This window comes from Streptomyces sp. NPDC111520 (assembly GCF_055635295.1).
Map to the genome: position 1 here is coordinate 163,462 of NZ_JBVKBW010000013.1, position 25,806 is coordinate 189,267.

Annotated in this window: 26 protein-coding genes, 1 pseudogene and 1 riboswitch; of the genes and pseudogenes, 14 read left to right on the top strand and 13 right to left on the bottom strand. The window is 74.0% G+C overall.

Going from position 1 to position 25,806, the window contains the following annotated elements:
* Nucleotides 1-49: 49 nt before the first annotated feature.
* From ACZ7MY_RS28955 to ACZ7MY_RS28975, 5 genes are all read right to left on the bottom strand, one after another.
* Nucleotides 50-1,561: a cobyric acid synthase gene (locus tag ACZ7MY_RS28955; RefSeq protein ID WP_499606202.1), complete on the bottom strand. Its 1,512-nt coding sequence runs from the start codon at nt 1,559-1,561 to the stop codon at nt 50-52.
* Nucleotides 1,558-2,550 carry a cobalamin biosynthesis protein gene (locus ACZ7MY_RS28960; RefSeq protein ID WP_499606203.1) on the bottom strand — a complete coding sequence of 331 codons (993 nt, stop codon included), beginning with the start codon at nt 2,548-2,550 and terminating at the stop codon, nt 1,558-1,560. The genes ACZ7MY_RS28955 and ACZ7MY_RS28960 overlap by 4 nt, the downstream gene beginning before the upstream one ends.
* Before the next feature lie 54 nt (nt 2,551-2,604).
* A riboswitch (cobalamin riboswitch) is annotated at nt 2,605-2,730 on the bottom strand.
* Between the two features lie 155 nt (nt 2,731-2,885).
* On the bottom strand, nt 2,886-3,125 hold the full coding sequence (locus ACZ7MY_RS28965; RefSeq protein WP_499606204.1) for a hypothetical protein: 240 nt from the start codon (nt 3,123-3,125) through the stop codon (nt 2,886-2,888).
* Between the two features lie 37 nt (nt 3,126-3,162).
* Nucleotides 3,163-4,377 carry an inorganic phosphate transporter gene (locus ACZ7MY_RS28970; protein WP_499606205.1) on the bottom strand — a complete coding sequence of 405 codons (1,215 nt, stop codon included), beginning with the start codon at nt 4,375-4,377 and terminating at the stop codon, nt 3,163-3,165.
* A gap of 359 nt (nt 4,378-4,736) precedes the next feature.
* Nucleotides 4,737-6,128: an NAD(P)/FAD-dependent oxidoreductase gene (locus ACZ7MY_RS28975; RefSeq protein ID WP_499606206.1), complete on the bottom strand. Its 1,392-nt coding sequence runs from the start codon at nt 6,126-6,128 to the stop codon at nt 4,737-4,739.
* A gap of 118 nt (nt 6,129-6,246) precedes the next feature.
* Here ACZ7MY_RS28975 and ACZ7MY_RS28980 point away from each other — a divergent pair.
* The 3 genes and pseudogenes from ACZ7MY_RS28980 to ACZ7MY_RS28990 form a co-directional block, all read left to right on the top strand.
* A pseudogene (locus ACZ7MY_RS28980) lies at nt 6,247-6,897 on the top strand (class II aldolase/adducin family protein); the annotation flags it as partial.
* Nucleotides 6,898-7,127: 230 nt separating this feature from the next.
* Nucleotides 7,128-8,240 (top strand): alpha/beta hydrolase family protein, encoded by a 1,113-nt coding sequence (locus ACZ7MY_RS28985; RefSeq protein WP_499606207.1) that lies wholly within the window; start codon nt 7,128-7,130, stop codon nt 8,238-8,240.
* 125 nt (nt 8,241-8,365) lie between these two features.
* Complete coding sequence (locus ACZ7MY_RS28990) at nt 8,366-9,748, top strand: hypothetical protein (protein WP_499606208.1); 1,383 nt, start codon at nt 8,366-8,368, stop codon at nt 9,746-9,748.
* 6 nt (nt 9,749-9,754) lie between these two features.
* On the opposite strand, the gene ACZ7MY_RS28995 is transcribed toward ACZ7MY_RS28990, so the two are convergent.
* Together ACZ7MY_RS28995 and ypfJ are read right to left on the bottom strand one after the other, a co-directional pair.
* On the bottom strand, nt 9,755-10,165 hold the full coding sequence (locus ACZ7MY_RS28995) for a VOC family protein (protein WP_499606209.1): 411 nt from the start codon (nt 10,163-10,165) through the stop codon (nt 9,755-9,757).
* 114 nt (nt 10,166-10,279) lie between these two features.
* Nucleotides 10,280-11,182 (bottom strand): KPN_02809 family neutral zinc metallopeptidase, encoded by a 903-nt coding sequence (ypfJ, locus tag ACZ7MY_RS29000; protein WP_499606210.1) that lies wholly within the window; start codon nt 11,180-11,182, stop codon nt 10,280-10,282.
* A gap of 229 nt (nt 11,183-11,411) precedes the next feature.
* Between ypfJ and ACZ7MY_RS29005 the strand changes: the two genes are divergently transcribed.
* From ACZ7MY_RS29005 to ACZ7MY_RS29015, 3 genes are all read left to right on the top strand, one after another.
* Entirely contained in the window at nt 11,412-13,010 is a 1,599-nt protein-coding gene (locus tag ACZ7MY_RS29005; RefSeq protein ID WP_499606211.1) for an ABC-F family ATP-binding cassette domain-containing protein, read from the top strand.
* A gap of 377 nt (nt 13,011-13,387) precedes the next feature.
* Entirely contained in the window at nt 13,388-13,609 is a 222-nt protein-coding gene (locus ACZ7MY_RS29010; protein WP_499606212.1) for a helix-turn-helix domain-containing protein, read from the top strand.
* Between the two features lie 119 nt (nt 13,610-13,728).
* Nucleotides 13,729-14,520 carry an enoyl-CoA hydratase/isomerase family protein gene (locus ACZ7MY_RS29015; protein WP_499606213.1) on the top strand — a complete coding sequence of 264 codons (792 nt, stop codon included), beginning with the start codon at nt 13,729-13,731 and terminating at the stop codon, nt 14,518-14,520.
* 377 nt (nt 14,521-14,897) lie between these two features.
* Here ACZ7MY_RS29015 and ACZ7MY_RS29020 read toward each other — a convergent pair whose 3' ends face one another.
* Nucleotides 14,898-15,605: a hypothetical protein gene (locus ACZ7MY_RS29020; protein WP_499606214.1), complete on the bottom strand. Its 708-nt coding sequence runs from the start codon at nt 15,603-15,605 to the stop codon at nt 14,898-14,900.
* 157 nt (nt 15,606-15,762) lie between these two features.
* Here ACZ7MY_RS29020 and ACZ7MY_RS29025 point away from each other — a divergent pair, with 157 nt between their 5' ends.
* From ACZ7MY_RS29025 to ACZ7MY_RS29045, 5 genes are read left to right on the top strand one after another with little or no spacing between them, the layout of a single operon-like run.
* Entirely contained in the window at nt 15,763-16,251 is a 489-nt protein-coding gene (locus tag ACZ7MY_RS29025; protein ID WP_499606215.1) for an Asp23/Gls24 family envelope stress response protein, read from the top strand.
* Between the two features lie 32 nt (nt 16,252-16,283).
* Nucleotides 16,284-16,466, top strand: a complete 183-nt coding sequence (locus ACZ7MY_RS29030) for a hypothetical protein (protein WP_499606216.1) — start codon at nt 16,284-16,286, stop codon at nt 16,464-16,466.
* 9 nt (nt 16,467-16,475) lie between these two features.
* The gene (locus tag ACZ7MY_RS29035; protein WP_499606217.1) at nt 16,476-16,865 is read left to right on the top strand and encodes an Asp23/Gls24 family envelope stress response protein; all 390 of its coding nucleotides are present in this window, start codon (nt 16,476-16,478) and stop codon (nt 16,863-16,865) included.
* Nucleotides 16,862-17,473 (top strand): DUF6286 domain-containing protein, encoded by a 612-nt coding sequence (locus tag ACZ7MY_RS29040; protein ID WP_499606218.1) that lies wholly within the window; start codon nt 16,862-16,864, stop codon nt 17,471-17,473. Before ACZ7MY_RS29035 ends, ACZ7MY_RS29040 begins: the two co-directional genes overlap by 4 nt.
* A gap of 6 nt (nt 17,474-17,479) precedes the next feature.
* Nucleotides 17,480-18,049 carry an alkaline shock response membrane anchor protein AmaP gene (locus tag ACZ7MY_RS29045; protein ID WP_499606219.1) on the top strand — a complete coding sequence of 190 codons (570 nt, stop codon included), beginning with the start codon at nt 17,480-17,482 and terminating at the stop codon, nt 18,047-18,049.
* A gap of 36 nt (nt 18,050-18,085) precedes the next feature.
* On the opposite strand, the gene ACZ7MY_RS29050 is transcribed toward ACZ7MY_RS29045, so the two are convergent.
* From ACZ7MY_RS29050 to ACZ7MY_RS29070, 5 genes are all read right to left on the bottom strand, one after another.
* Nucleotides 18,086-18,847 (bottom strand): SDR family oxidoreductase, encoded by a 762-nt coding sequence (locus ACZ7MY_RS29050; RefSeq protein ID WP_499606220.1) that lies wholly within the window; start codon nt 18,845-18,847, stop codon nt 18,086-18,088.
* Between the two features lie 3 nt (nt 18,848-18,850).
* Nucleotides 18,851-20,644, bottom strand: coding sequence for a glycoside hydrolase family 15 protein (locus tag ACZ7MY_RS29055; protein WP_499606221.1), 1,794 nt, complete (start codon nt 20,642-20,644; stop codon nt 18,851-18,853).
* A gap of 59 nt (nt 20,645-20,703) precedes the next feature.
* Nucleotides 20,704-21,534, bottom strand: a complete 831-nt coding sequence (locus ACZ7MY_RS29060; protein WP_499606222.1) for an SURF1 family cytochrome oxidase biogenesis protein — start codon at nt 21,532-21,534, stop codon at nt 20,704-20,706.
* A gap of 64 nt (nt 21,535-21,598) precedes the next feature.
* Entirely contained in the window at nt 21,599-21,856 is a 258-nt protein-coding gene (locus ACZ7MY_RS29065; RefSeq protein ID WP_499606223.1) for a metallothionein, read from the bottom strand.
* 80 nt (nt 21,857-21,936) lie between these two features.
* A complete protein-coding gene (locus ACZ7MY_RS29070; RefSeq protein ID WP_499606224.1) occupies nt 21,937-22,923 on the bottom strand; it encodes a DEDDh family exonuclease in 987 nt (328 codons plus the stop codon).
* Between the two features lie 270 nt (nt 22,924-23,193).
* Between ACZ7MY_RS29070 and ACZ7MY_RS29075 the strand changes: the two genes are divergently transcribed.
* Genes ACZ7MY_RS29075 through ACZ7MY_RS29085 form a run of 3 tightly spaced genes read left to right on the top strand, consistent with a single transcriptional unit; the run spans nt 23,194 to nt 25,750 of the window.
* Entirely contained in the window at nt 23,194-24,042 is an 849-nt protein-coding gene (locus ACZ7MY_RS29075; RefSeq protein WP_499606225.1) for a sterol desaturase family protein, read from the top strand.
* Nucleotides 24,039-24,722: a lysoplasmalogenase gene (locus tag ACZ7MY_RS29080; protein WP_499606226.1), complete on the top strand. Its 684-nt coding sequence runs from the start codon at nt 24,039-24,041 to the stop codon at nt 24,720-24,722. The genes ACZ7MY_RS29075 and ACZ7MY_RS29080 overlap by 4 nt, the downstream gene beginning before the upstream one ends.
* Nucleotides 24,707-25,750, top strand: a complete 1,044-nt coding sequence (locus tag ACZ7MY_RS29085; RefSeq protein WP_499606227.1) for a zinc-dependent alcohol dehydrogenase family protein — start codon at nt 24,707-24,709, stop codon at nt 25,748-25,750. The genes ACZ7MY_RS29080 and ACZ7MY_RS29085 overlap by 16 nt, the downstream gene beginning before the upstream one ends.
* Nucleotides 25,751-25,806 lie beyond the last annotated feature (56 nt).

A 25,806-nucleotide genomic window follows, 5' to 3' on the forward strand; every position in this document is an offset into this window, starting at 1 on the left:
TTGCGGCGGTCGTAGTGGAGGGCCCGGCGCACGGGCCGCGACGGGGTGTTCACGGTGCCCCCGGGGGCACGAAGGGCAGGCCGGCAGGGGGCCCCTGCTCGATCAGGCGGAGCAGGGCGCCGGTGTCGGCGTGCTCCTCGACCAGATCGCCCAGCCGGTCCAGTTGCTCCTCGCGGAGCGCGCCGAAGGCGGTGTCGGGGGCGGGGACGAAACGCCGCCCCGCCGCCCGGGCGACGCGCCGCAGGAAGGCACGGCGGAAGCTGTCGCTCTCCAGCGAGCCGTGCCAGTGGGTGCCCCAGACGGCGCCGCTGCGGCAGCCGTCCAGGAAGGGCTCGTCGCCGCCGCGGACGTCGGCGACGCCGTGGTGGATCTCGTACCCCTCGACCGGCTCGCCGTACGCCTTGCCGGCGGGGCGGGCCAGGGTCTTCTGCACGGCGAAGCGGACCCGCACCGGCAGCAGCCCGAGCCCGGGGACCGTGCCCGCCCGCGACTCGACGTCGTCCTCGATCGTCTCGGCGAGCATCTGGAAGCCGCCGCAGACGCCCAGCACCGGACGGCCCTCCGCGGCCCTGCGGACGACCGCGTCGGCCAGGCCCCGCTGCCGCAGCCACTGGAGGGCCTTGACGGTGCCGCGGGTGCCGGGCAGCACCACGAGGTCGGCGTCGGCGAGCTCCTCCGGCCGGTCGACGAAGCGGACGACGACACCGGGCTCGGCGGCGAGCGCGTCCACGTCGGTGAAGTTCGACATCAGCGGGACCGCCGCCACGGCGACCCGCAGGACGTCCTCGCCGTGCGGCGGCGCCGTGGCCGACTCCCGGACGGTGCCGCGCAGCGACATCCGCAGCCCGTCCTCCTCGTCGATGCCGAGGCCGTGCCGGAAGGGCAGCACCCCGTAGAAGGGCCGCCCGGTCAGCCCGCGCAGCATGTCGAGCCCCGGCTCCAGCAGCGACAGGTCACCGCGGAACTTGTTCACCAGGTAGCCGCAGACCAGCTCCTGGTCCTCGGGGGCGAGCAGCGCCGTCGTCCCGAAGAACGAGGCGAACACCCCGCCCCGGTCGATGTCGCCGACCACGACCACCGGGAGCCGGGCGGCCCGCGCCAGGCCCATGTTGACGATGTCGCCCCGCCGCAGGTTGATCTCGGCCGGGCTGCCGGCGCCCTCGCAGATCACCGCGTCGTACCGGCCGCGCAGCTCCTCCAGGCAGTCCGTGACGGTCCGCAGCAGCTCCGCGCGGCTCCCGTTGTGGTAGCCGCGCGCGCTCATCTCGCCCACCGCGCGCCCCAGCAGGACGACCTGGCTCGTCCGGTCCCCGCCGGGTTTGAGCAGCACCGGGTTCATCAGGGCCGTGGGCTCCACGCGGGCCGCCTGCGCCTGCATCGCCTGGGCCCGGCCGATCTCTGCGCCCTCACGGGTGACGTACGAGTTCAGCGACATGTTCTGCGCCTTGAACGGCGCCACGGACACGCCCTGCCGCGCCAGCCACCGGCAGATCCCCGCCGTGACGACGCTCTTGCCGGCGTCCGACGTGGTCCCCGCGACCAGCAGGCCCCCGCCCCTCATGCGTGCCTCCTCCGACTCCGGGCGACCGCGCCCCACGCCAGGCGTCCGCCCACCGCGACCGCCAGCGCCAGCGCGCCGACCCGCCGCGACAGGCGCGCCGCCCGTTCGATGTCCCCTGCCTCCACCGGCCGGTTCCCCGCCCCGAGCACGGGCCGGTGCTCCACCCGCCCGCCATAGGCAAGCGTCCCCCCGAGGCGTACGCCCAACGCCCCCGCGAACGACGCCTCCACGGGCCCCGCGTTCGGGCTGGGGTGCCGGGAGCCGTCCCTGCGCCAGGTACGCCACGCCCCCCGCGGGTCGGGCCCGGCGAGCACCGCGAGCGCGGCGGTCAGCCGGGCGCCGGGGTAGCCGGCCACGTCGTCCAGCCGGGCCGCGGCCCAGCCGAAACTCCGGTGACGCAGCGACTTGTGACCCACCATCGCGTCGAGGGTGTTCACCGCCCGGAAGCCCACCAGCCCGGGCACGCCGCCCAGCGCGCCCCACACCAGCGCGCCGACGACGGCGTCCGAGGTGTTCTCCGCGACGGACTCCACGACCGCCCGCGCCAACTGCGCCTCGTCCAGCGCCTGAGGGTCGCGGCCGCACAGATGGGGCAGCCGCTCGCGTGCCGCCTCCGTGTCGCCGGCGGACAGGGCGGCGCCGATGGCACGCGCCTCCCGGACCAGGGAGGTCCCGCCGAGCACGGCCCAGGTCGCCGCCGCCGTCAGGGCGACGGACGCGGGGCCGGAACGGCGCACCGCACGCTGCAGCCCCGCCGCGGCCGCCACGGCGCCACCCGCGCACAGGACGGTGTGGAGGGCGCCGCGGCCGCGGTGGTCGCGCCACAACGCGCGTTCCAGGCGGGCGGCGGCACTCCCGAACACCGCCACGGGGTGACCGCGCCGCGGGTCGGCGAAACCGAGGTCGGCGAGCCAGCCGAGGGCCGCACCGGCGGCGAACACGCACGGCGCCGCGGCGCCGGTGTCGGGTGAACGGCCGGAGCCGCGCATCGCAGGAGTCCTCACTCAGGGTCCGCGCCCTGGTTCGACGTGACCGGCGACGAGAGTCTCCTGGCTCCCGGATCGGCGGGACCCCCGGCCTTCCAGCCCTTCCTCGGGCCGTGGCCATGGGCGGGGGTCCGCTCCCCGGTGACAGTGGCGGGACCGCGCCGGATTCGCACCGGACTTCCTCTCCTGCCGCCGTTTGGCGGTTCCGATACCACCACGGGCCGCTCCGGCCCGTCAACTCACCGCCACTGCCTGTGGAAAAGAAGAAACCCCAGCTCACGGCCGGAAAGCCGGGAGCTGAGGTCAACTTCACACCGCGGTGCGCGGTGACGTGCGGGTCAGGCGACGATCAGGTGGATCCCGTACGCCACCGCCGCCGCGCAGAGCGCGAAGCACAGGTAGGCGCCGGTGCGGGCGAGGGCGGTGGAGCCGCCCGTGGTGGAGGTGCCCGTCTCGCCGCCGGCCGTGCCCTGCTTGGACAGGCCGACGATGCCGAGGGTGAACAGGCCGACGAGTCCGACGGTCACGGCGAGGCTGACGCCGAAGACGGAGCCGAGGGCAGCCCAGTCGATGTGCATGGTGCTGGTTCCTTCCGGGGCCGGTGCGGCGCCGCCGTCAGGCGGAGGCCTTGGCGGGGTCGGTGTCGGCGGCGGTCGCGGTCAGGCCCGCGGGCGGCGGGATCACGGCGGCGATGGCCGTCGTGATGACGCCCGGCTCCTGGTCGTCGTGGGCGGCGTTGACGTTGGTGTGGTCGACGGGCTTGCGGCGGGAGGCGATCCAGATCGTGGTGCAGGCGGCCAGCGCCAGGACGGCGACCGCCGTGACGCCCCAGTCGCCCTGGTCGGCCAGGAGCGCGGCGCCGGCGGCGACCAGTCCCGCGGCCGGCAGGGTGAGCCCCCACGCGGCGAACATCCGTCCCGCGGTGCTCCAGCGGACGACGCCGCCCTTGCGGCCGACGCCGGCGCCCATGACGGAGCCGGAGCAGACCTGCGTGGTGGAGAGCGAGAAGCCGAGGTGCGAGGAGGCCAGGATGACGGTGGCGGCGCCGGTCTGGGCGGCGAAGCCCTGCGGCGGCTGGATGTCGGTGATGCCCTTGCCCATGGTGCGGATGATCCGCCACCCACCGATGAAGGTGCCGAGCGCGATGGCGAGGCCGGCCGAGACGATGACCCACAGCGGCGGGTCGGAGTCGGGGGCGACGACGTTGCCGGCGATCAGGGCGAGGGTGATGACACCCATGGTCTTCTGCGCGTCGTTGGTGCCGTGCGCGAGGGAGACCAGACCGGCCGAGGCGATCTGCCCGGCCCGGTAGCCCTTGGCGGTGGCGGCCGGGTCGGCGTTGCGGCCGATGCGGTAGGTCAGGCGGGTCGCCAGCATCGCGGCGACACCGGCGACCACCGGGGCGCAGACGGCCGGGATCAGGACCTTCATGACGACCGCGTCGCCGTTGATCGAGCCGAACCCGGCCGAGGCGACGGAGGCGCCGATGAGGCCGCCGAAGAGGGCGTGGGAGGAGCTGGAGGGGAGACCCGCCAGCCAGGTCAGCAGGTTCCAGACGATCGCGCCGACGAGCCCCGCGAAGATGACCTCGGGCTTGATGCCCGTGCTCTCGTCGAGGATGCCGCCGGAGATCGTCTTCGCCACCTCGACGGAGAGGAAGGCGCCGACGAGGTTGAGCACGGCGGACATGGCCACCGCCGTCTTGGGCTTGAGTGCGCCAGTGGAGATGGTGGTCGCCATCGCATTGGCGGTGTCGTGGAAACCGTTCGTGAAGTCGAACACGAGTGCGGTAATGATCACGATTCCGATCAGGAGCGTGATGTGTTCCATTGACCCAGGCATTCGTTCGATCGGACAGTGGCGGTGGCGACCGTACGGAGTCTGGATGAACGGAAGGTGAACGCGGAACGGCGTGGCGGTGCCGGTGGGTGCGGGGGGTGTGGGGCGGACCGTGCTTCGTCCGGTAATCGATGCTTCTGTGACCTTTTGGCCGCGCCTTCCCGGTGCGGCGGAAGAGATCCTGGTCACGAGGGATCTGACGCGGTGGGTGGGTGGGTGGGTGCGGGTTCGTCTCGCGCCCTTCGGGCGCACAGCGCCCGCAGGGCGCGAGACGGCGGGACAGCCTAAGAACCGGCGCACCACTCACCAGCGCCGCACCCACCGGCGCCGCACCCACCGGCCGAATCCCCTTAGTGGCGGCCCGAGATGCGGTCCGCGATACGCGCCACCCGGTCGGTCTCCGCGCTGCGCCCGGCCTGCTCGCGGCGGTCGGCGGCGCGGTAGGCCGCGTACAGCCCGTGCACCCCGATCCACCGGAAGGGCTCGGGCTCCCAGCGGCGCACGCGGTGGTGCACCCAGGGCAGGGCCGTCAGCTCCGTGCCGTGCGCCTGGCCGGAGTCCAGCTGGACGAGGTCCCGTAGCGTCCGCGCCGCGAGGTTCGCCGTCGCGACGCCGCTGCCGACGTAGCCGCCCGCCCAGCCGAGGCCCGTCGAGCGGTCCAGCTCGACGGTCGCACACCAGTCGCGCGGTACGCCGAGCACCCCGGACCAGGCGTGGTCGACCGCCACCCGTCCCGTCGCCGGGAAGAAGCGCACCAGGATCTCGCGCAGCGCCTCCACCGTCGCCGCCTGTGTGCGGCCGTCGTTGTCCGTGCGCGAACCGAAGCGGTACGGCACCCCCCGGCCGCCGATGGCGATCCGGTCGTCGGCGGTGCGCTGCGCGTACATGTACGCGTGCGCCATGTCGCCGAGCGCCTCCCGGCCCTCCCAGCCGATGGTGTCCCAGACCTCCGCGGGCAGTGGCTCCGTCACGATCATCGACGAGTTCATCGGCAGCCACGCCCGCTTCTGGCCCTTGATGGAGGCGGTGAAGCCCTCCGTGCAGCGCAGCACGTAGGGGGCGCGCACGGTCCCGAACGGCGTGACCGCGTGCTTCGGCCGGATCTCGGTCACCGGGGTCGACTCGTGGACGACGACACCGAGCGCCTCCACCGTCCGGGCCAGCCCCTGCACCAGCTTCACGGGGTGGACGCGCGCCCCGTGCGGCGTCCACGTGCCGCCGGCTGTCCCGGCGACCCGGATCCGCGCGGCGGACTCGGCCGCACCCAGCAGCACGCGGTCCTTCTCGCCGAACGCGACCTCGGTCTCGTGGAACGCCCTGAGCCGGGCCAACTGCGCGGGGGAGTGGGCGACCTCCAGCACCCCGCCCTTGTGGACGTCCGCGTCGATGCCCTCCTCGGCGGCGACCCGGATCACCTCGTCCACGGTCCCGTTCATCGCGCGCTGCAACGCCACGGCGGCCTCACGGCCGTGGAGCGCGGCGTAGCGGTCGCGGCCGGCGATGCCGTTGTACAGCCAGCCGCCGTTGCGCCCCGAGGCGCCGTAGCCGCAGAAGCGCTGCTCCAGGACGACGATCCGCAGGAAGGGCACGGCCTTCTTCAGGTAGTAGGCGGTCCACAGCCCCGTGTAGCCGCCCCCGACGATGCACACGTCGGCCGTGGTGTCCCCGGGCAGCGGCTCACGCGGCACCGGGAGCCCTGACTTCGCGTACCAGAAGGAGATGCCGCCGTTGACGGTGGTCATGGTGCCCCTGCAATTCGTATGCGTGATCGGTCCGTAAGGGTGTGCCGGGACGTTACTGTGCCCCGAGAGCGGGCGGCAACGGCCAACCTGTCAGGATCAGCGCTCGGAGGTGGCACGGATGTCGGTGCGGAACACGGTGGCGCGGGCCTGGACGGAGCTGGTGGACACGGCCCGCCGCTCCGTCGACGACGGCCTCGTGGTCGGCACGTCCGGCAACGTCTCGGTGCGGGTGGGCGACGACCTCGTGCTCGTCACCCCCAGCGGGGTGCCCTACCACCGCCTCGGCCCGGAGGACACGGTCGGGGTCGGCCTGGACGGCAAGCAGGTGCTCGGCGCGCTGCGCCCGACCAGCGAGCTGGCGATGCACCTGGCGATCTACCGCCACACCGACGCGGGCGCCGTCGTGCACACCCACGCCGTGCACGCCACCGCCGTCTCCACGCTCCTCTACGAACTGCCCGCCATCCACTACATGGCCGCGGCGCTGGGCGGCCGGATACGCGTCGCCGACTACGCGACCTACGGCAGCGAGGAACTGGCCGCCAACGTCCTGCGCGCGCTCCGCGACCGTACGGGCTGCCTGCTGCGCAACCACGGCACCATCGTCTACGGCGACGACCTCGAGCAGGCCTACGACCGCACCGCCCAGCTGGAGTGGATGTGCCAGGTCTGGCTCGCCGCCCGCTCGGTGGCCGGGTTCTCGCCGTCGCTGCTCTCCAAGCGCGAACTCGCCCGCGTCGCCGAGAGGCTGCGCCAGTACGGCCAGCCCGGGGACGAGGCGGCGGAGGAGCCCGAGGGGCACGGGGTCCGCGGGGCCGGCGACGCGTACGAGCTCCAGGACGAGCACGACGCCCATGAGGCCCGGGGGGAGCGCGCCGGGCACCGGGCCGCCCGCGCCGACGTCCCGCGGCCCCGCGAGGCCCACGAGGACGAGCGCGACTGAGCCCGGACGGTCCCGCCCACTGGCCGCCCCGGGTGCGCGCGCGGACACTGGAGGGGATGCGCCTCACCACCGCGGCGGCCCTTGCCGCCACGACAGCGTTCGGTGCCGGGGCGGCCGCCGTGGCGGCCGGGCGGCACGTCTCCGAGCTTGCCCTGCGGCCGACCGCCTACGGCATCGACCCGGACCCGCTCACCGTCCACGCCGTGACCGGGCGGGACATCACCCTCACCCGGACCCTCGGCACGGCCCGGCGCGGTGTGCACGGCCTGATCGCCGCCGGGGTGCACGTCACCGTCGGCGAGGTGCTCTCCACGGCCCCCGACTCGGTGACCCGCCGTCTGGTGCGCATCAACCGCGGCGGCGTCGCGCCGGGCGACCAGGTGCGGCTCACCCCGCAAGTGCACATCGGCACCCCGGGCTCAGCCCTCGGCCTGGAGTACCGGGACGCCGAGATCCCCGCCGAACTCGGCTTGCTGCCCGCCTGGTTCGTGCCCGGCGCCCGTGACACCTGGGTGGTGCTCGCGCACGGCCTCGGTACCTCCCGCGAGCTCGGCATGAACCTCATGGCGTTCCTGGCCAAACTGCGGCTGCCCGTCCTGGCGTTCTCCTACCGCAACGACGCCGGGGCGCCCGCATCCTGGGACGGCATCGGCCACCTCGGCGACTCCGAATGGCGCGACCTCGACGCGGCGATGCGCTACGCGGTCCGGCACGGCGCGCGCCGGCTGGTGCTGCACGGCTGGTCGACCGGGGCGACGATGGCGCTCCGGGCCGCCTGCCACTCCCCGCTGCGCGCCCTGGTGTCCGGGATGGTCCTGGACTCCCCGGTGCTCGACTGGCAGGACACGGTCCGCGCCGCCGCCACCGCGCGGGGCGTGCCCCGCGCGCTGCTGCCGCTGGGCGTGCGCGCCACCGAGGGCCGCACGGGCCTGCACGCGGAGCGGATCGCCGAGGCCGCCCACCCGGAACGGCTGGACGTGCCCGCGCTCGTCTTCCACGGGCCCGACGACTCGCTCGCGCCGTGGGGTCCGTCCCGCCAACTGGCCCGGGAGCGCCCGGACCTGGTCACGCTGCACGCCGTCGGCGGCGCCTCGCACGCGGCCATGTGGAACGCGAACCCCTCAACATACGAGGAGGCCCTCCGGCGCTTCCTCACCCCCCTCCTCTGAGGCCTTCCCTACGTGGTCCTTATGTCTCGACAAAAGCGCATCTCTCCCCCCAATTCGGGCGCCGTCCATCACGCTACGGGGACGCTCGTTTGGGTTTCCGGGTGCTCACCCGCAAGACTGCTCCCGTGACGTCCCGTATCCCGCGAGACACTCCGCTGCGTCTTGTCCCGCGCAGGCCACTCGCCACCGCGCGCCGTGCCGCCACCACGCGGCGAAGCCGCCCGCCGCGGCCGCCGGAGGGAATCCCGGCACTGCCCGAGCTCGCCCGCAGGGCGCGCACCGAACTCTCGGACGCCGTACGGCTGGCCCGCTGGGCCGAGGCGGAGACCGGCGCCGCCGCCCCCGGGACCGCCGGGATACTACGGGACCCCGACGTGCTGCGGGCCGTCGCCGCCCTGGGCCTGACGGAGCGGAAGGTGCGCGCCGCCTGGGACCGGGCCCGGCTGACCGGCCTGATCGAGCTGCACAAAGGAGGCGCCGCCCGGCCCGGCTGGCGACTGCGCGCCTGGGACCGCGACGACACCGCCGTGCTGCGCGGCTGGGTCGCGCTCTTCGACGCCTGGTCGCTGGCGCACCCCGCGGCGCTCGAGCCGGAGTGCGCCGACGCCGACCCCTCGCTCGTCGCCGAGGTCGTCGAGGCCGCTCCTCAACTGCTCTCCCTGCTCCACCTCTCCTCCGGTCCGGTCGCCGTGGCCGTACTGCTGGACCTGTTGCGGCAGCGTGTGGCCGAGCTACGCGCGGAGCGCCACGAGCCCCCGGCCGGCGGGGGCCGCGACGAGCTGCCCGCGCTGCTGGACTGGACGCTGGACGCGCTCGCCCGCGTCGGCGCCCTGCGGCCCCGTGACCCGGCCCGCCCCGGCGAGGTCACCATCACCGCGCTCGGCAGCTGGGCGGTGTGGGTGAAGCTGGAGCAGATCTGCGTGGCCGCGCAGGGCCCCGCCGGGCACTTCGAGCACTCCGCCGAGGAGATGCTCAAGGCCTGCATCGGGATGCCGCCCGGCGCCGCCCGCGACGAGTACAAGGCCTGGCTGGCCGCCCGCCCGGTGGCCCAGGCCGTGGGCGAGTTCCTGGACGTGGCCCGCGGTGACGACGCACTGCTGCGCGCCCTGGCCTTCGAGGCGCTGCGCGTCGTCGGCGGCCCCGCGGAGCCGTCCGTCCGCGCCGTCGTCGACGAGGCCGGCCTGCGGCCCTACGCGCTGCTGTGGCTCGCCGAGCACGAGGGGGCGGACCCCGAGGACGTCGCCGCGCTGCTCACCCGCGAGGAGTCCACCTGGCTCTGGGTCGACACCGCCGCGGCCGTCGCCGACCACGGCGAGAGCCACCTGCTGGTGAGCCACCTCGAGACGGCCGTCCAGGGTTCCGTCACCCGTCTGCTGGAGGAGCTGCGCCACGCCGGCCACCCCCGCACCGTCCAGGTGCTGGTCGCCCTCGCCGCCGCGCACCCGGATCCGGCGCTGTCCAAGATGATCCGCCGGGCCGCCTTCCAGGTGCACACCGGGGGAGAGTGACCGGGGCTACCCCGGTATCCGCGGCACGTACGTGCCGAAGGACCAGAGGTTGCCCTCCGGGTCGCGGGCCGTGTAGTCCCGCGACCCGTACTCCTGGTCGGTGAGCGGCAGCACGACCTCGGCACCGGCGGCGACGGCACGCTCGTGGTGGGCGTCGGTGTCCTCCACGACGACGTACACCGACGCGGCGCCCAGGCCGGCGGCGATCCGGCTGAAGGCGGTGCCCGACCGCTCGCTGCCGAGCATCACCACGCCGTTGCCGTACGCGAGTTCCGCGTGCTCCACCACGCCGTCCTCGCCCTCGTGCACCGCGACCTCGGTGAAGCCGAAGGCCTCCTCGAGGAAGGCCACGGCGGCCTTCGCGTCCTTGTAGCGCAGCGTCGGGCAGACGGTGGGTGCGGTTGCCTCGCGGGCCATGACGATCACTCTCCCCTTCCGGGACCTGACGTCCTGTGCGACGTGGATCACAGTCTGGCAGGGGGGTCCGACAATGGCCCCGCGCACGGACAAAGCGCCCGGTCAGGCCACCCGTCAGCGCGCGAACGTGTCGCAGTCGCCGGGGTCGCCGCTGTCCAGCCCGGTGGTGAACCACTGCTGCCGCTGCGCCGACGAGCCGTGCGTCCAGGACTCCGGGGTCACCCGGCCCTGAACCCGGGACTGGATCGCGTCGTCGCCGACCGCCGCGGCCGCGTCCAGCCCCCGCCGGATGTCGTCCTCGTCGAGCGCGCTGATCATCGGGCTGCCCGTGTCCTCGTCCAGGGTCCTGGTGGCGTTGTGCGCCCACACGCCCGCGTAGCAGTCGGCCTGCAGCTCCACGCGCACGGAGTTGCTGCTCGGGCCGGTGAGCCGGTCCTGCGCCTTGCCCAGCGTGCCCACCAGGTCCTGCACGTGGTGCCCGTACTCGTGCGCGACGACGTAGCTCTCGGCGAACGGCCCGCCCTCCGCGCCGAAGCGGCTGGTCAGCGTGGAGAAGAAGTCGAGGTCCAGGTAGACCTTGCGGTCCACGGGGCAGTAGAACGGCCCCGATGCGGGGTCCGCGACCCCGCACCCGGTCCGGATCGGCTGGTCGAAGAAGACGGTGGGCGCGGGTTCGTAGGTCATACCGCGCTTGCGGAACTCCGAGGACCAGTACGCCTGCACGTTGTTGATCACCGCGACCATGCGGCACTCCTGGCGCGCGTTGGCGTCCGCGCCGGTGCGGCAGCCTTCGGCGAGGTCCGAGCCCGAGGTGGTGCCCGGGGCCTGACGCGGGGGATCCGAGGAGAGCCCCAGCTGGTCGGGGCTGATGCCGAAGATCAGCCCGATCACCACGACGATCAGTCCGATCAGACCACCACCGACCGCCTTGCCCCGCGGCCTGCCGCCGAACCGTCCGCCGCTCCGCTGGTCCTCCACCTGGGACGTGTCGAGCGATGCGTCGTCGTCGAACTGCATACCTCCGATTATCGGCCGTCGTGTCCCTCCCGGCCCGTCGCGGCCGGTGGGGCGGCCCCCGCCCCGGGCCCGTCCCGGCCCACCGGCCGAAAACCGCTTGCCGGGCACCCGTGCCGCCCCCGGTAGACTGGAGGCATGGCAGTGATCCGCACGCATTAGACGGCGTCCGACCGCGACCACCGCGAACCCCCGTCCGACTGCCGTCCGCCACGCCCAGGAGTTTCTTCCCGTGATTACTGCCACCGGCATCGAGCTGCGCGCCGGAGCCCGCGTCCTCATCGAGTCCGCCTCCTTCCGCATCGCCCGCGGCGACCGCGTCGGCCTGGTCGGCCGCAACGGCGCCGGCAAGACCACCCTCACCAAGGTGCTCGCGGGCGAGGGCCTGCCCGCCGCCGGCACCGTGACGCGTTCCGGTGAGGTCGGTTATCTGCCCCAGGACCCGCGCACCGGCGACCTCGACGTCCTGGCCCGCGACCGCATCCTCTCCGCCCGCGGCCTGGACACCGTCCTGCGCAAGATGCGCGAGAACGAGGAGCGGATGGCCAACGGCAAGGGCGCCACCCGCGACAACGCGATGAAGAAGTACGCGCGCCTGGAGACCGAGTTCCTCACCAAGGGCGGCTACGCCGCCGAGGCCGAGGCCGCCACCATCGCCGCCGCCCTGGGCCTGCCCGACCGCGTCCTGGCCCAGCCGCTGCACACCCTCTCCGGCGGTCAGCGCCGCCGCGTCGAGCTGGCCCGCATCCTCTTCTCGGACGCCGACACCCTGCTGCTCGACGAGCCGACCAACCACCTCGACGCCGACTCCATCCTGTGGCTGCGGGACTTCCTCAAGACCTACCGCGGCGGCTTCATCGTCATCTCCCACGACATCAACCTGGTCGAGACGGTCGTCAACAAGGTCTTCTACCTGGACGCCAACCGCTCCCAGATCGACGTCTACAACATGGGCTGGAAGCAGTACCTCACCCAGCGCGAGGCCGACGAGAAGCGCCGCAAGCGCGAGCGCGCCAACGCCGAGAAGAAGGCCGCGACCCTCAACGCCCAGGCCGACAAGATGCGCGCCAAGGCCACCAAGACGGTCGCCGCCCAGAACATGGCGCGTCGCGCGGACAAGCTGCTGTCGGGCCTGGAGGCGGTACGGCAGTCCGACAAGGTCGCCAAGCTGCGCTTCCCCGACCCCGCGCCGTGCGGCAAGACCCCCCTCACGGCCGAGGGCCTGTCCAAGTCGTACGGCTCGCTGGAGATCTTCACCGACGTCGACCTGGCCATCGACAAGGGCTCCCGGGTGGTCATCCTCGGCCTCAACGGCGCCGGCAAGACGACGCTGCTGCGGCTGCTGGCGGGCGTGGAGCAGCCGGACACCGGTGAGGTCGTCCCCGGCCACGGCCTCAAGCTCGGCTACTACGCCCAGGAGCACGAGACCCTCGACGCCGACCGCACCGTGCTGGAGAACATGCGCTCCGCGGCCCCGGACATGGACCTGGTCGCCGTCCGCAAGATCCTCGGCTCGTTCCTCTTCTCCGGGGACGACGTCGACAAGCCCGCAGGCGTGCTGTCCGGCGGCGAGAAGACCCGTCTCGCGCTGGCCACCCTCGTCGTCTCCAGCGCCAACGTGCTGCTGCTCGACGAGCCCACCAACAACCTCGACCCGGCCAGCCGCGAGGAGATCCTCGGCGCGCTGCGCACCTTCACGGGCGCGGTCGTCCTCGTCACCCACGACGAGGGCGCGGTGGAGGCCCTCCAGCCCGAGCGGATCATCCTCCTGCCCGACGGCGTCGAGGACCTGTGGGGCCAGGACTACGCCGACCTCGTCGCGCTCGCCTGATCCTTCCGGGGCCCGCGGCCGATCATCCGTGTGGATCACTCCACTGGATCATTCGGCCGACGGGTGATCCTTCATCTGTGTGAGACGGGCTCGTACTCCGGCGCGGGAACGTGCGAAATACCGGACGTACGAGCGGATCAGCCGCGTCACATGGGAGAACTCCTTACCGGCCCGGATGACCTGCCCTTTCTCCGTGGCGCTCGGGAGGCGGCCCGGGAAGGCCGTACGGAATGCCGGATTCCACCCCTCCGGCACCGCGTGTTCGCGTCAACGGGGCGCCAAATGTTGTCGCACGGACCTTGCCGAATGGGTGGCCAGGAAGTCTCCTAGGGGTGATCATGAGAGTCACAGAGCGCACTTCCCTAGAGGAGGCACGGGTGGCCGAGACTCTGAAGAAGGGCAGCCGGGTGACCGGCCCCGCGCGCGAAAAGCTCGCGGCAGACCTCAAGAAGAAGTACGACGGCGGAGCAAGCATCCGGGCGCTGGCCGAGGAGACCGGCCGCTCGTACGGCTTCGTCCACCGGATGCTCAGTGAGTCCGGCGTGACCCTGCGCGGTCGCGGCGGAGCGACACGGGGCAAGAAGGTTTCCACGGCCTGACGCGGCCGGGCTCCTTGCGCAGCGGCTCGGAGTCGTGGCAGAACCACCCGGTCGCGGGAACGGCCGACCGGGTGGTTACTCTTCGGTAATCCAGACTGCGGATCGCCAGGAGGTGCCCGATGTCCGACCCCACTGTGCTGCTGGAACGTGACGGCGTACGACTCGTGACGGAGGATTCCGTCGCAACCGTCACGCTGTGCAACGCGGCCAAGCGCAACGCCCAGTCGCCCGCCTTGTGGCGGGCGCTGGTCGAGGCCGGCCGGCTGCTCCCGGGCAGCGTCAGGGTCGTCGTGCTCCGCGCGGAGGGCGTGTCCTTCTCCGCGGGGCTGGACCGGCAGGCCTTCACGCCCGAGGGCTTCGACGGCGAGCCGTCGTTCATCGACCTCGCGCGCGCTCCCGAGGGCGAACTCGACGCGACCATCGCCGAGTACCAGTCGGCCTTCACCTGGTGGCGGCGGAACGACGTCGTCACCATTGCCGCGGTCCAGGGGCATGCCATCGGGGCGGGCTTCCAGCTGGCCCTCGCCTGCGACCTGCGCGTCGTCGCCGACGACGTGCAGTTCGCCATGCGCGAGACCAGCCTGGGCCTGGTCCCCGACCTCGCCGGCACCAAGCCGCTGACCGAACTGGTCGGCTACGCCCGGGCGCTGGAGATCTGCGCCACGGGCCGCTACGTCGGCGCAGAGGAGGCCTGCGCCACCGGTCTGGCCAACGTCGCCGTCCCCGCGGCCGAGCTGGACGCCACCGTCAAGGACCTGGCGGGCGCGCTGCTGGCCGCGCCCCGCGACGCCGTGATCGAGACGAAGGCCCTGCTGCGCGAGGCCTCCGGCCGTACGTACGAGGAGCAGCGCGTGGCCGAGCGCGCCGCCCAGGGCCGCCGCCTGCGGGACCTGGCGGGCGTGGAGGAGTAGCCGCCCGGCCGGTTTTCGCGCGTCGTACGTCGCCGGGGTACGCCCGAGCGCGGGGGCCAGTTGTGCACGCCGGGATCCGGGTGCGCGGGCGCCGCGGGCCCGGCCTCGCGACCGGGACGCCAGTCCGCTGACGTGCGGGCCCGGCCTCGCGACCGGGACGCCAGTCCGCTGACGTGCGGGCCCGGCCTCGCGACCGGGACGCCAGTCCGCTGACGTGCGGGCCCGGGCCGCTCGTGCGTCTGCGCGACCAGCGCAGCAGCTGCGACCGCGCCGCCGTGGTGGCGGTGGGCCGACCGGCCGTCGCCGGCAGGACCACGCCGTCGGCCGGGCACCGCACGGCCCCGGACAGCCGGGTGCCGCGCCCGGCCGCAGCGTGCTCAGCCTGCGGCGATGTCGGTGACCACGACGGTCGTGACGTCCTGCGTCACGGCCGTCACCGCCAGGGCCACCGCCCGCGCGACGTCCAGGGCGCGGTGACCCGCGGCCACCGCGATCTGCACCTGCGACGGATGACGCTGCCCGCCGAGCCGCGAGGTCAGCCCGGCGACCCCGGGGACCCGCGTCGCGGCGCGGCCCGCGGTGGTGGCGGGCACCGCGCCCTCCGGGGGGCCGGTGTCCTCCGGCGGTTCGACGGCCTCCGAGGGGAGCGCCGCCGGGGCGGCGTCGCCGTCCAGCAGCCCGGTGACCGCCAGGTCGATCGCCTCCGGTTCCAGCCCGAGGCCCTCGGTGGCCGCCCGCCACAGGGCGTCGCGCAGCCGCCCGGCCGACTCCGGCAGCGGGTGCTCCGGGGTGGCCTCGAAGCGGGCCTCCACGCGCAGCGGCAGCCTCGGCAGGGCCCCGGAGGGCGCCGACTCCGGCAGCGTCCCGGCCACGTCGCCCGGTTCGCCGTCCGGGCCGTTCGGCCCGTCCACCGTGCCGACGCGCAGCGCGCCCAGGCGGATCCCGGGCACCGCCTCGGCGGCCGCGCGCAGCGTCCCGGCCGCCGCCCGCTCGGTGACCCACGCCGTGTCCGCGGGCCCGCCCAGGGGGAGGACCCGGCCGTGCCCGACTTGCCGGCGCACCGCACGAGCCAGGTCCGCGGTCATCGGCCCTCGTCTCCCTCCGCCGCGCGCGTGCGCGCGTGCCGCCATCCTGTCCCTGATCGCTGCATCCTCACGGCGCGACGGGGCATGCCCACATAGTGTGGTGCACGGAGCAGCCCGTACCGCTCCCGCCGTCGGAAACCCGAAGGGAAGAGGTGCGATGACCGAGACCGCTCCGCAGGCGGAGGGGGGCCGGACCCTGGAGAAGGGGAGCAGCCCGGCCGGAAACGGCACGTCAGGGCGGCGCGCGCCCCTGGGCGATCCCGCGACACGCGGGCGCACCACCATCGCGGACGGCGTGGTCGAGAAGATCGCCGGGCTCGCGGCGCGCGACGTGGAGGGCGTACACGCCCTTGGCTCGGGCGTCTCCCGCGGCTTCGGCGCGGTCCGCGACCGGGTGCCGGGCGGCAGGTCCGTGACCCGGGGGGTGCGGGCCGAGGTGGGCGAGGTGCAGGCCGCCCTCGACCTGGACATCGTCGTCGACTACGGGGTCTCCATCGTGGCGGTCGCGCACGGGGTGCGCGAGAACGTCATCGCGGCGGTGGAACGGATGACCGGCCTGGAGGTCATCGAGGTCAACATCGCGGTGGGCGACGTCAAGCTCCCCGAGGACACGGACGACGACGACCAGGAGCAGCGGGTCCAGTGACGGGCCCCGGGTGGGACACAGGGAGCGGAACGATGAGCATGGCCGTGCTCGGCTTGATCGTCGGGATGGCGCTCGGATTCGCCGGGTTCTTCGGCGGGTTCGCGGCCTTCCTGCTGGTGGCGGCGCTCGGCGCCGTCGGGTTCGTCGTCGGCCGGTTCCTCGACGGCGACCTGGAGCCCGGGGAGTTCTTCCGCAGCCGTGACCGGAGGCGGTGAGCCACGAAGATGACGGCCGCGGTGCCGGCGCCGACGCCCCCCTCACCGCCGCACGCCCCCGCGGAGCGCGGCTCGCTGCGCCTCGCCGACCGCGTGCTGGCGAAGATCGCCTCCCAGGCGGCCCGCGAGGCCCTCGCCGACGCCCCCGGACGGGAGTACGTGCCGCGTGGCGCGCGCCCCGAGGCCGGCGTCTCCGTCCACCGCGAGCAGGTGTACGTACGGCTCTCCGTCGAACTCGGCTATCCGGTGGACATCACGGCGGTGTGCCGGTCGGTACGCCGCCATGTCGCCTCCCGGGTCCAGGAGTTGACGGGCGTCGCGGTCCTCGGGGTGACCGTGGAGGTCGAACGCCTGCACTCGCGGGCCGTCCACCTCGCGCAGGAGGCGAGGGTCCGGTGAACGAACCCGCCCCGGCGCCCCTCCCGCCGGCCGAGCCCCCGCCGCCCGCACCGTCGCGGCGCCGCTCCCGCGCGCGGCGCTTCTGGTCCCCGCGCCGGCTCCCGGCCGCGGTCACCGCCGGGCTCCTGGCCCTCCTGGCCGGGCTGCTGCTCTACGACATCGCCGCGGTACGCGCCGGACGGCCCGGGACGGCCTGGCGCCGGGCCCTCACGGAGCAACTGGCCACCCGCCCGCTGGACGACCCGTGGATCCTCGCCGGGGCCTGCGTGGCGGTCGTGCTGGGGCTGTGGCTGCTCGTCCTCGCCGTCACCCCCGGGCTCCGCGACGTCCTCCCCATGCGCGCCGGAACGGCGCCCGTACGGGCCGGACTCGACCGCCACGCCGCCGAACTCACCCTGCGGGACCGCGCGGTGGAGGTCTCCGGGGTGCGCTCGGCGCGTGTCACGGTCACCCGCCGCACCGCGACGGTGCGTGCCGTGATCACCTTCCGCGAGACGGAGGCGGTCCACGCCGACCTCGTGGCGGCCCTGAACCAGGCCGTGGAACAGCTGGGCCTGGCCCGGCCGCTCGGCCTCGCGCTGCACGTCCGCCGTGTCGGAGAGGGGTGAGGCGCCGTGCGCGCCACTGTCAACCGGGTCGTCCTCGCCCTCACCGGGCTGGTCCTGGTGCTGGGCGGCGCCGTCGTGCTGTGCTCCGCGACGGGACTGCTGCACCGGCCGTACACGGGGCGGGACGACGTGCTGCTCAGCGAGGGCGACCGGACCCGCTACGAGGGCACCTCCTGGTGGTGGCCGGTGGTGATCGGCGTGCTGGCCCTGGCCCTGCTGTGCGCCCTGTGGTGGCTGCTCGCCCAGGTGCGCGACCGCAGGCTGCGCCGGCTGGCGGTGGACGCCGACGAGGACGGCCTGGTCCTGCTGCGCGGCCGCGCCCTGGAGGAGATCATCGCCGCCGACGCCGAGCAGCTCCACGGCGTCGACCACGCCACCACCGCGCTCATGGGCACGCCCACCGCACCCCGCGCCCGGCTCCAGCTCGCCCTGTCCCCGCACGCCGTCCCCGGCGACGTCCTCGCCGCGCTCGACTCCGCCGTCCTCGACAGCGCACGCGTCAGCGCCGGCCTCCCCCTGCTCCCCGCCGAGGCCCGCCTGCGCGCCGTCAGCCACCGTGCGGCCCGCGTCAACTGACCGCCGCGGGGGCGGACGTCCTCGCCGGGACGGGGCTCAGAAGCCGCTCCGGGCCCCGCCGTCCACGGGGAGCATGATCCCCGTCAGGTAGGACGCCGCGGGCGACAGCAGGAACGCCGCGGCACGGCCGAACTCCTCCGGGGTGCCGTAGCGGCGCAGCGGGATGCGCTCGCTGAGACGGGCGCGGGCGGCCTCCGCGTCGCCGGTGCGGGCGTCGAGTTCGCGCACGCGGTCGGTGTCGATCCGGGCGGGCAGCAGCCCCACCACGCGGATGCCGCGCGGCCCCAGCTCGTTGGCGAGGTTCTTGGCGTAGCCCGCCAGGCCCGGCCGCAGCCCGTTGGAGACCGCGAGCCCGGGGATCGGCTCGTAGACCGAGCCGGAGAGCACGAAGCCGATGACGCCGCCCTCGCCGAGCTCGTCGGCGGCCGCCCGGGACAGCCGTACGGCACCGAGGAAGACCGACTCGAACGCGGCCCGCCACTGGTCGTCCCCGATGACGTCGCTGCCGCCCGCGGGCGGACCGCCCACGCTGATGAGGAAGCCGTCCAGCCTGCCGAACGCCCGCCGGGCGGCGGCGACCAGCCGTTCCGGCGCCTGCGGTTCGGCGTTGTCGGCGACGACGCCGGTCGCCCGATCCGCGCCGCCCAGAGCCGCGACGGCGCCGGCCACCGACGCCTCGCCACGGCCGCCGACGACCACCCGCGCACCGTCGGCCGCCAGTTCCCGCGCGGCGGCGAGGCCCAGCCCGCGGGTCGCGCCCGTCACGACGTACACCCTGTCCTTCAGCCCGAGGTCCATGCGTCATCGTCCTCCGTCGCGACCGGACAGCGTGAGCGCGGTGTTGACCAGGCCGATGTGGCTGAACGCCTGCGGGAAGTTGCCCAGCTGGCGCCGCTCGACCGGGTCCCACTCCTCCGCCAGCAGGCCGACGTCGTTGCGCAGGCCCAGCAGCCGTTCGAACAGCTCGCGGGCCTCGTCGACGCGGCCGATCCGGTGCAGCGCGTCCGCGAGCCAGAACGAGCAGGCCAGGAAGGCGCCTTCGCCGCCGGGCAGCCCGTCCACGCTGCTGTCCTCCAGGGTGTAGCGCCGGACGAAGCCGCCGTGGTCCAGTTCCCGCCGTACCGCCTCCACCGTGCCCACCACCCGGCTGTCGGTGACGGGCAGGAAGCCCACCTGCGGGATGAGCAGGGTCGCCGCGTCCAGTTCCTTGGAGCCGTAGTACTGGGTGAAGGTGTTGCGCTCCCGGTCGAAGCCCTTGCGGCACACCTCGCGGTGCACCTCGCTGCGCATCGCCCGCCAGGAGTCCGCGTCGCCCGACAGGTGCGGCTGGTTCTCCAGGGTGCGCACCGCCCGGTCGGCCGCCACCCACGCCATCACCTTGGAGTGCACGAAGTTCCGCCGTTCGCCCCGCACCTCCCACAGGCCCTCGTCGGGCTCGTGCCACTTGCTCTCCAGGAAGTCCATCAGCGTGCGCTGCACCGCCCAGGCGTGCGGTTCGTCACGCAGCCCGAAGCTGCGGGCGAGGAAGAGCGAGTCGAGGACCTCGCCGTAGACGTCGAGCTGGAGCTGCTTGGCCGCGGCGTTGCCGGTCCGCACCGGCAAGGACGCCTCGTACCCCGTCAGCCAGTCCAGTTCCTCCTCCGGCAGCCGGCGCTCGCCCGCCAGCCCGTACATGATCTGCAGGTCGGCAGGGTCGCCGGCGACGGCACGCAGCAGCCAGTCACGCCAGTGGTAGGCCTCCTTGAGGTAACCGGTCTCCACCAGCACGTTCAAGGTGAGCGTCGCGTCGCGCAGCCAGCAGAAGCGGTAGTCCCAGTTCCGCACCCCGCGGATCTCCTCGGGCAGCGAGGAGGTCGCCGCCGCGGCGATGCCGCCGCTGGGCGCGTACGTGAGCGCCTTGAGGGTGATCAGCGAGCGCAGCACCGCGTCCCGCCAGGGACCTTCGTAGCGGCACTTGGCCGACCAGGACTCCCAGTCGGCGCAGCTCTGCTCCAGCGCCCGGAAGGGGTCGATCAGGCGGGGCCGGCTCTCGTGGGAGGGGTGCCAGGTCATGGCGAAGGCCACCCGCTCGCCCTCGGCGACGGTGAAGTCGGCGTGGGTCGCGAAGCCCTTGCCGTACATGGGCACCTGGGGTTCGGTGCGCAGCCACACCGAGTCCGGCCCGGCGATGGCGACGCGGTGGCCGTCGGTGCGGCGCACCCAGGGGACGACCCGCCCGTAGTCGAAGCGCAGCCGCAGCTCGCTGGTCATCGCGACGCTCCCGCGCACGCCCTCGACGATGCGCATCACGTCGGGGGCGCGGTCGCGCTGCGGCATGAAGTCGATCACCTTGACGGCGCCGTCCCGCGTCTCCCACACGCTCTCCAGCAGCAAGGTGCCGTCGCGGTAGGCGCGGCTCGTGCAGGGCTCCTCGCGCCAGGCCGAGGCCGGGGCGATGCGCCAGTTGCCGTTGTCCTCGTCGCCCAGCAGCGCGGCGAAGCAGGCGGGGGAGTCGAAGCGCGGCAGGCAGAGCCAGTCGAGGGAGCCGCTCCGGGAGACCAGCGCGACGGTCTGCAGGTCGCCGATGATCGCGTAGTCCTCGATCAGTGCCGCCACGGTCGGCCTCCGTCTCTCCCTCGTACGAGGGTCCCTGCTCTACGAGGGTGCCCCCGGCGCTAAGGCGACGCGACCGCAGCGGCGGCAGGCTCCGCCGTACCGCCCGTCTCCTTTGGAGCCGCGTCGAGGGCGGCGAGTCGCTCCCGCCGTTCCCGGCGGACGAGGATGACCCAGCCGACCGGCACCATGGCGGTGAACAGCCACCACTGGATCGCATACCCCATGTGCATGCCGATGCTGCCGTGGTCGGGGTCCGGGATCAGCTCGGGCTGCCGCCCCGAGGGCTTGGGGGAGGTCGTCGTCAGTTCGACGTAGCCGCCGACCGGCCGCTCCGACGCGGGCAGCTCCTCGGCCACCAGCGTGCTGTTGATCAGCATGATCATGCGGTCGGGCAGTCCGCCCTTGTTCCGGATGCCGGTCGCCGCCGTGGTCTCGTCCGGGCGCAGCCGGCCGGTGACGGTGACCTCGCCCGACGGGGCCGCCGGGATCTTCGGGACCTTCGTCAGGTCGGTGCCGGCCGGGATCCAGCCCCGGTTGACCAGCACCGACCGGCCGTCGGCCAGGACCAGCGGGGTGATCACGTGGTAGCCGATGCTGTCCCCGTCGGCGGCGGTGCGCTGGCGGGCGACGACCTCGTGCGCGGCGTCGTAGTGTCCGGTCGCGGTGACCGTGCGGTAGACCTCCCGCTTCGGCACGGCCGTGCCGGGGGCGGTCAGCGACTCCACGGGGACGGGCTTCGCCTCCAGGTTGTCCGCGATCAGGTGGTTGCTGGCCACCCGGCGCTCGTGCCGGTGCAACTGCCAGTAGCCCAGCTTGACCATGACGGGCATCAGGAGCAGTCCGATGAGGGTGAGGATCACCCACTGCCGGGACAACAGGAAGCGGTACACCCCATGACCGTACAACTCGGTCGCGGGGCGCTCTCCGGAGGGGTCGGGCAGTGCCGCGCCGCGGTCACCGGCCGTCACTGGGCAACGAGCCGACCCGGTCGACGATGCCGCTGCGGCCCTCCGCCTTCGAACAGTGACCGCCGCAGTACCAGTGGCCGTCGACCTCGACCCCGTGGCCGACGATCCGCACCCGGCAGTGCTCGCAGATGGGCGCCATCCGGTGGATGGCGCACTCGAAGCTGTCGAAGACGTGCACGGCCCCCTGGGCGTGCACTTCGAAGCTCATCACGTAGTCGTTTCCGCATACTTCGCATCGGGCCATGAGGCCCAGGGTGCGGGCCGGGCCCTGGTGCGGCAATCGGTGACCGGGTGCGTCGCGGGCGCACCACTCGAACGGCGGCGTCAGCCGTGCACGTCCGGCGCGGGGGCGACGTCGCCCAGCAACCGGGCGAAGCGGCGCTCGTCGACGACCGGGGTGCCGAGCTGCCGGGCCCGCACGGCCTTCGTGGTGAGCGCGTCGGGGTCGTTGGTCACCAGGAGGCTGGTCAGCCGGCTCACCGAGGACGACACGTGCAGCCCCGCTTCGGTGGCGCGGTCCTCCAGCAGCTCGCGGTCGATACTGGTGTCGCCCGAAAAGGCGACCCGCATCCCCTGGACGAGGGGTCCCCCGGACTCCAGCCGCCCCGGGTTGGGGTAGGGGCAGGCCGGCCGCCGCCGCGAGGGGCGCCAGCTCATCGGCCGGTACGTGCTGCGGTAGCCCGCGGCGGCCGACTGCGCGGGGGCGGCCGTGTCGATCCACTCCGTCAGCGGGCGGCAGGCGTGCAGCGGCAGCTGGAGTCCGCCCGCCGCGGCCTGCCGCAGGCTGGGCCGGAACACCTCCGCCAGCACGCGTGCGTCGTCCAGCGCGTGGTGGGCGCGCTGCTGGACGACGCCGAAGTGCGCGGCCAGGGACTCCAGCTTGTGGTTGGCCAGCGGCAGCGCGAGGGCCTTGGAGAGCACGATGGTGCACAGCCGGTGCTGCACGGGCGCCACGGTGCCGGCCCGCGCGAACTCCCGGGCGAGCATGGACCAGTCGAAGACCGCGTTGTGGGCGACAAACACCCGGTCCGACAGCCGTTCCGCCAGCTCGGCGGCGACCTCGCCGAAGAGCGGGGCGTCGGCGAGCATCTCCGAGGTGAGGCCGTGGATCCACACCGGGCCCGGGTCCCGCTGCGGGTTGACGGGGGTGTACCAGTGGTCCTGCACCTCGCCGTGCGCGTCCAGCCGGTAGACGGCCGCGGACACTATCCGGTCGTCGCGGCCGAGGCCGGTGGTCTCGACGTCCACGACGGCGTATCCGTCGGGGTAGGCCTCTGGCCACGACGGTTGCGGAAGCTGGGGCGCGTGCATGGAGGAACACAATACGGGCGGCCACCGACAGTGCCCGCCGCCACCCGGCCCTGGCGCACCGTCGGATGACTCCGCGGACGGACCGCGCGGGGCGGCGTGCCGGAGGCGTGACGCGGCCGTCCGCCCCGTCAACCACCCGCCCCACGAGCTTGGTTGGGCAACCGCCCCGGCGGGGCCGGCCGGCCGTGCGGATCCCCGTCGGTACCCCCGGGTAGAACCGATCGGTAACGACCCCTGGCCGGGGCCGCCACGCGCCCTTAAGGTGCGCGCATGTCGCAACTCCCCGATGCCGTGATGTGGTCCATACCCGCGTTCGTGCTGCTCACCGTCCTGGAGCTGATCAGCTACCGGATCCATCCGGACGAGGACGCCGCCGGGTACACCGCCAAGGACACCGCGACGAGCCTGTCGATGGGACTCGGCAGCCTGTTCTTCGACTTCCTCTGGAAGATCCCGATCGTCGCGGTCTACACCGCCGTGTACGAGCTCACCCCGCTCCGGGTGCCCGTGCACTGGTGGACGATCCCGCTGATGCTGCTGGCACAGGACTTCTTCTACTACTGGCAGCACCGCGGCCACCACGTGGTCCGCATCCTGTGGGCGAGCCACGTGGTGCACCACTCCAGCCGGAACTTCAACCTCTCCACCGCGCTGCGCCAGCCGTGGACCGGCATGACGTCGTGGGTGTTCTACCTGCCGATGATCGCCTGCGGGGTGCACCCGGCGGCACTGGCGTTCTGCTCCTCGCTCAACCTCGTCTACCAGTTCTGGATCCACACCGAGCGCGTCGACAGGCTGCCCCGCCCGGTCGAGTACGTCCTCAACACCCCCTCGCACCACCGCGTCCACCACGCCTCGCAGGGCGGCTACCTGGACCGCAACTTCGGCGGCATCCTGATCGTCTGGGACCGGCTGTTCGGGTCCTTCGCCGCGGAGGGGGAGCGTCCGGTCTTCGGCCTCACCAAGAACATCACGACGTTCAACCCGCTGCGGGTGGCCACCCACGAGTACGCCGCCATCGCCCGCGACGTCGCCGGCGCCCGCGGCTGGCGGGACCGCGCGGGCCACGTCCTGCGCGGCCCCGGCTGGAGTCCGCGGGGAGAGGAGCCGGCGGCGTGACGCGGGAGCGGGCCGCCCGCGCGGTCCTGGCCGTCTTCGCGGTGGCCGCCGCCGTGCACCTGGCCGCGCAGCTCGCGGGCTCCGCGACGGCCGACCACCTCACCAAGCCCGTCCTGGTGCCGCTGCTCGCGGCGTGCGCGGCGCTGCGCGGCGGCCCCCGGCTGCTGGTCGCGGCGCTGCTGTGCGGCTGGGCCGGGGACGTGCTGCTGCAGCTCGGCGGGGACACGTCCTTCCTCGCCGGGATGGGCGCCTTCGCGGCCGGGCACGTCTGTTACCTCACACTCCTCACCGCGCGCGGGGCCTTCGCCGACCGGCGGCGAGCGGCCGCGACGGCGGCCTGCTACGCGGTCGTCTGGCTCGCCGTGCTCCTCGTGGTGTGGTCCGGTCTGCCCTCCGGGCTGCGGATCCCGGTCGCCGCGTACAGCCTGCTGTTGACGGCCACGGCGACCGCCGCGGCCGCGTCCGGCCGGCGGGCGGTCGCGGTGGGCGGGGCGCTCTTCCTGCTCTCGGACACCCTGCTCGCGACCCGGCTCGCCGACTTGCCGCAGCTGCCGGCGGCCGGCTTCTGGATCATGCTCACCTACCTCGGCGCGCAGTTCCTGCTCACTACCGGCCGGTACGGTGGTACGACCCCATTCGCACCAGCAGCGAGGACGACCTCCGTATGCGCGCCACCGTGATCCACGCCCCCCACGACATCCGGGTGGAGGAGGTGCCGGACCCGGCGGTCCGGCAGCCCACCGACGCGGTGGTGCGCGTGGTGCTGGCCTGCGTCTGCGGCAGCGACCTGTGGGCGTACCGCGGTGAGTCGGCCCGGCAGCCGGGACAGCGCATCGGGCACGAGTTCCTCGGCGTCGTAGAGGAGACCGGCTCCGAGGTGTCCGGGCTGAAGCCCGGCGACCTGGTCGTCTCGCCCTTCGTGTGGTCCGACGGCACGTGCGCCTACTGCGCGGAGGGGCTGACGACCTCCTGCCCGGCCGGCGGCTTCTGGGGCCAGGTCGGCTCCGACGGCGGCCAGGGCGAGGCCGTACGCGTGCCGTTCGCGGACGCCACCTTGGTGCGACTGCCCGCGGAGGCGCTGTCCGACGAGCGCCTGCTGGCCGGTCTGCTCACCCTTTCCGACGTGCTGGGCACCGGCCACCACGCCGCGGTCGGCGCCGGCGTGCGGCCCGGCGCCACCGTCGCGGTGGTGGGCGACGGCGCGGTGGGCCTGTGCGGGGTGCTCGCCGCCCGGCGGCTCGGCGCGGAGCGGATCATCGCACTCGGCCGGCACGAGGACCGCACCGCCGTCGCCCGCGCCTTCGGGGCCACCGACGTCGTCGCCGAGCGCGGCGAGGCGGCCGTCGCGGCGGTCCGCGAACTGACCGGCGGCCACGGCGCCCACGCCGTCATCGAGGCCGTCGGCACCGAGCAGTCGATGCGCACCGCGGTCGCCGTCACCCGCGACGGCGGCGCCGTCGGCTACGTCGGTGTCCCGCACGGCAGCGGCACGGGCCTCGACCTGAGCGACATGTTCGACCGCAACGTCTCCCTGCGCGGCGGCGTAGCCCCGGTCCGCACCTACATCCCCGAACTGCTCCCCGACATCCTCGACGGGACGATCGACCCGTCCCCGGTCTTCGACCTCACCGTCGGCCTGGACGGAGTCCCGGGCGGCTACAAGGCGATGGACGAGCGGATCGCGCTGAAGGTCCTCGTCAGGGCCTGACCCGGTCCGGGACGGCGGAGCGCCCGGCGGGTATCCCGCCGGGCGCTCCCTTGTGC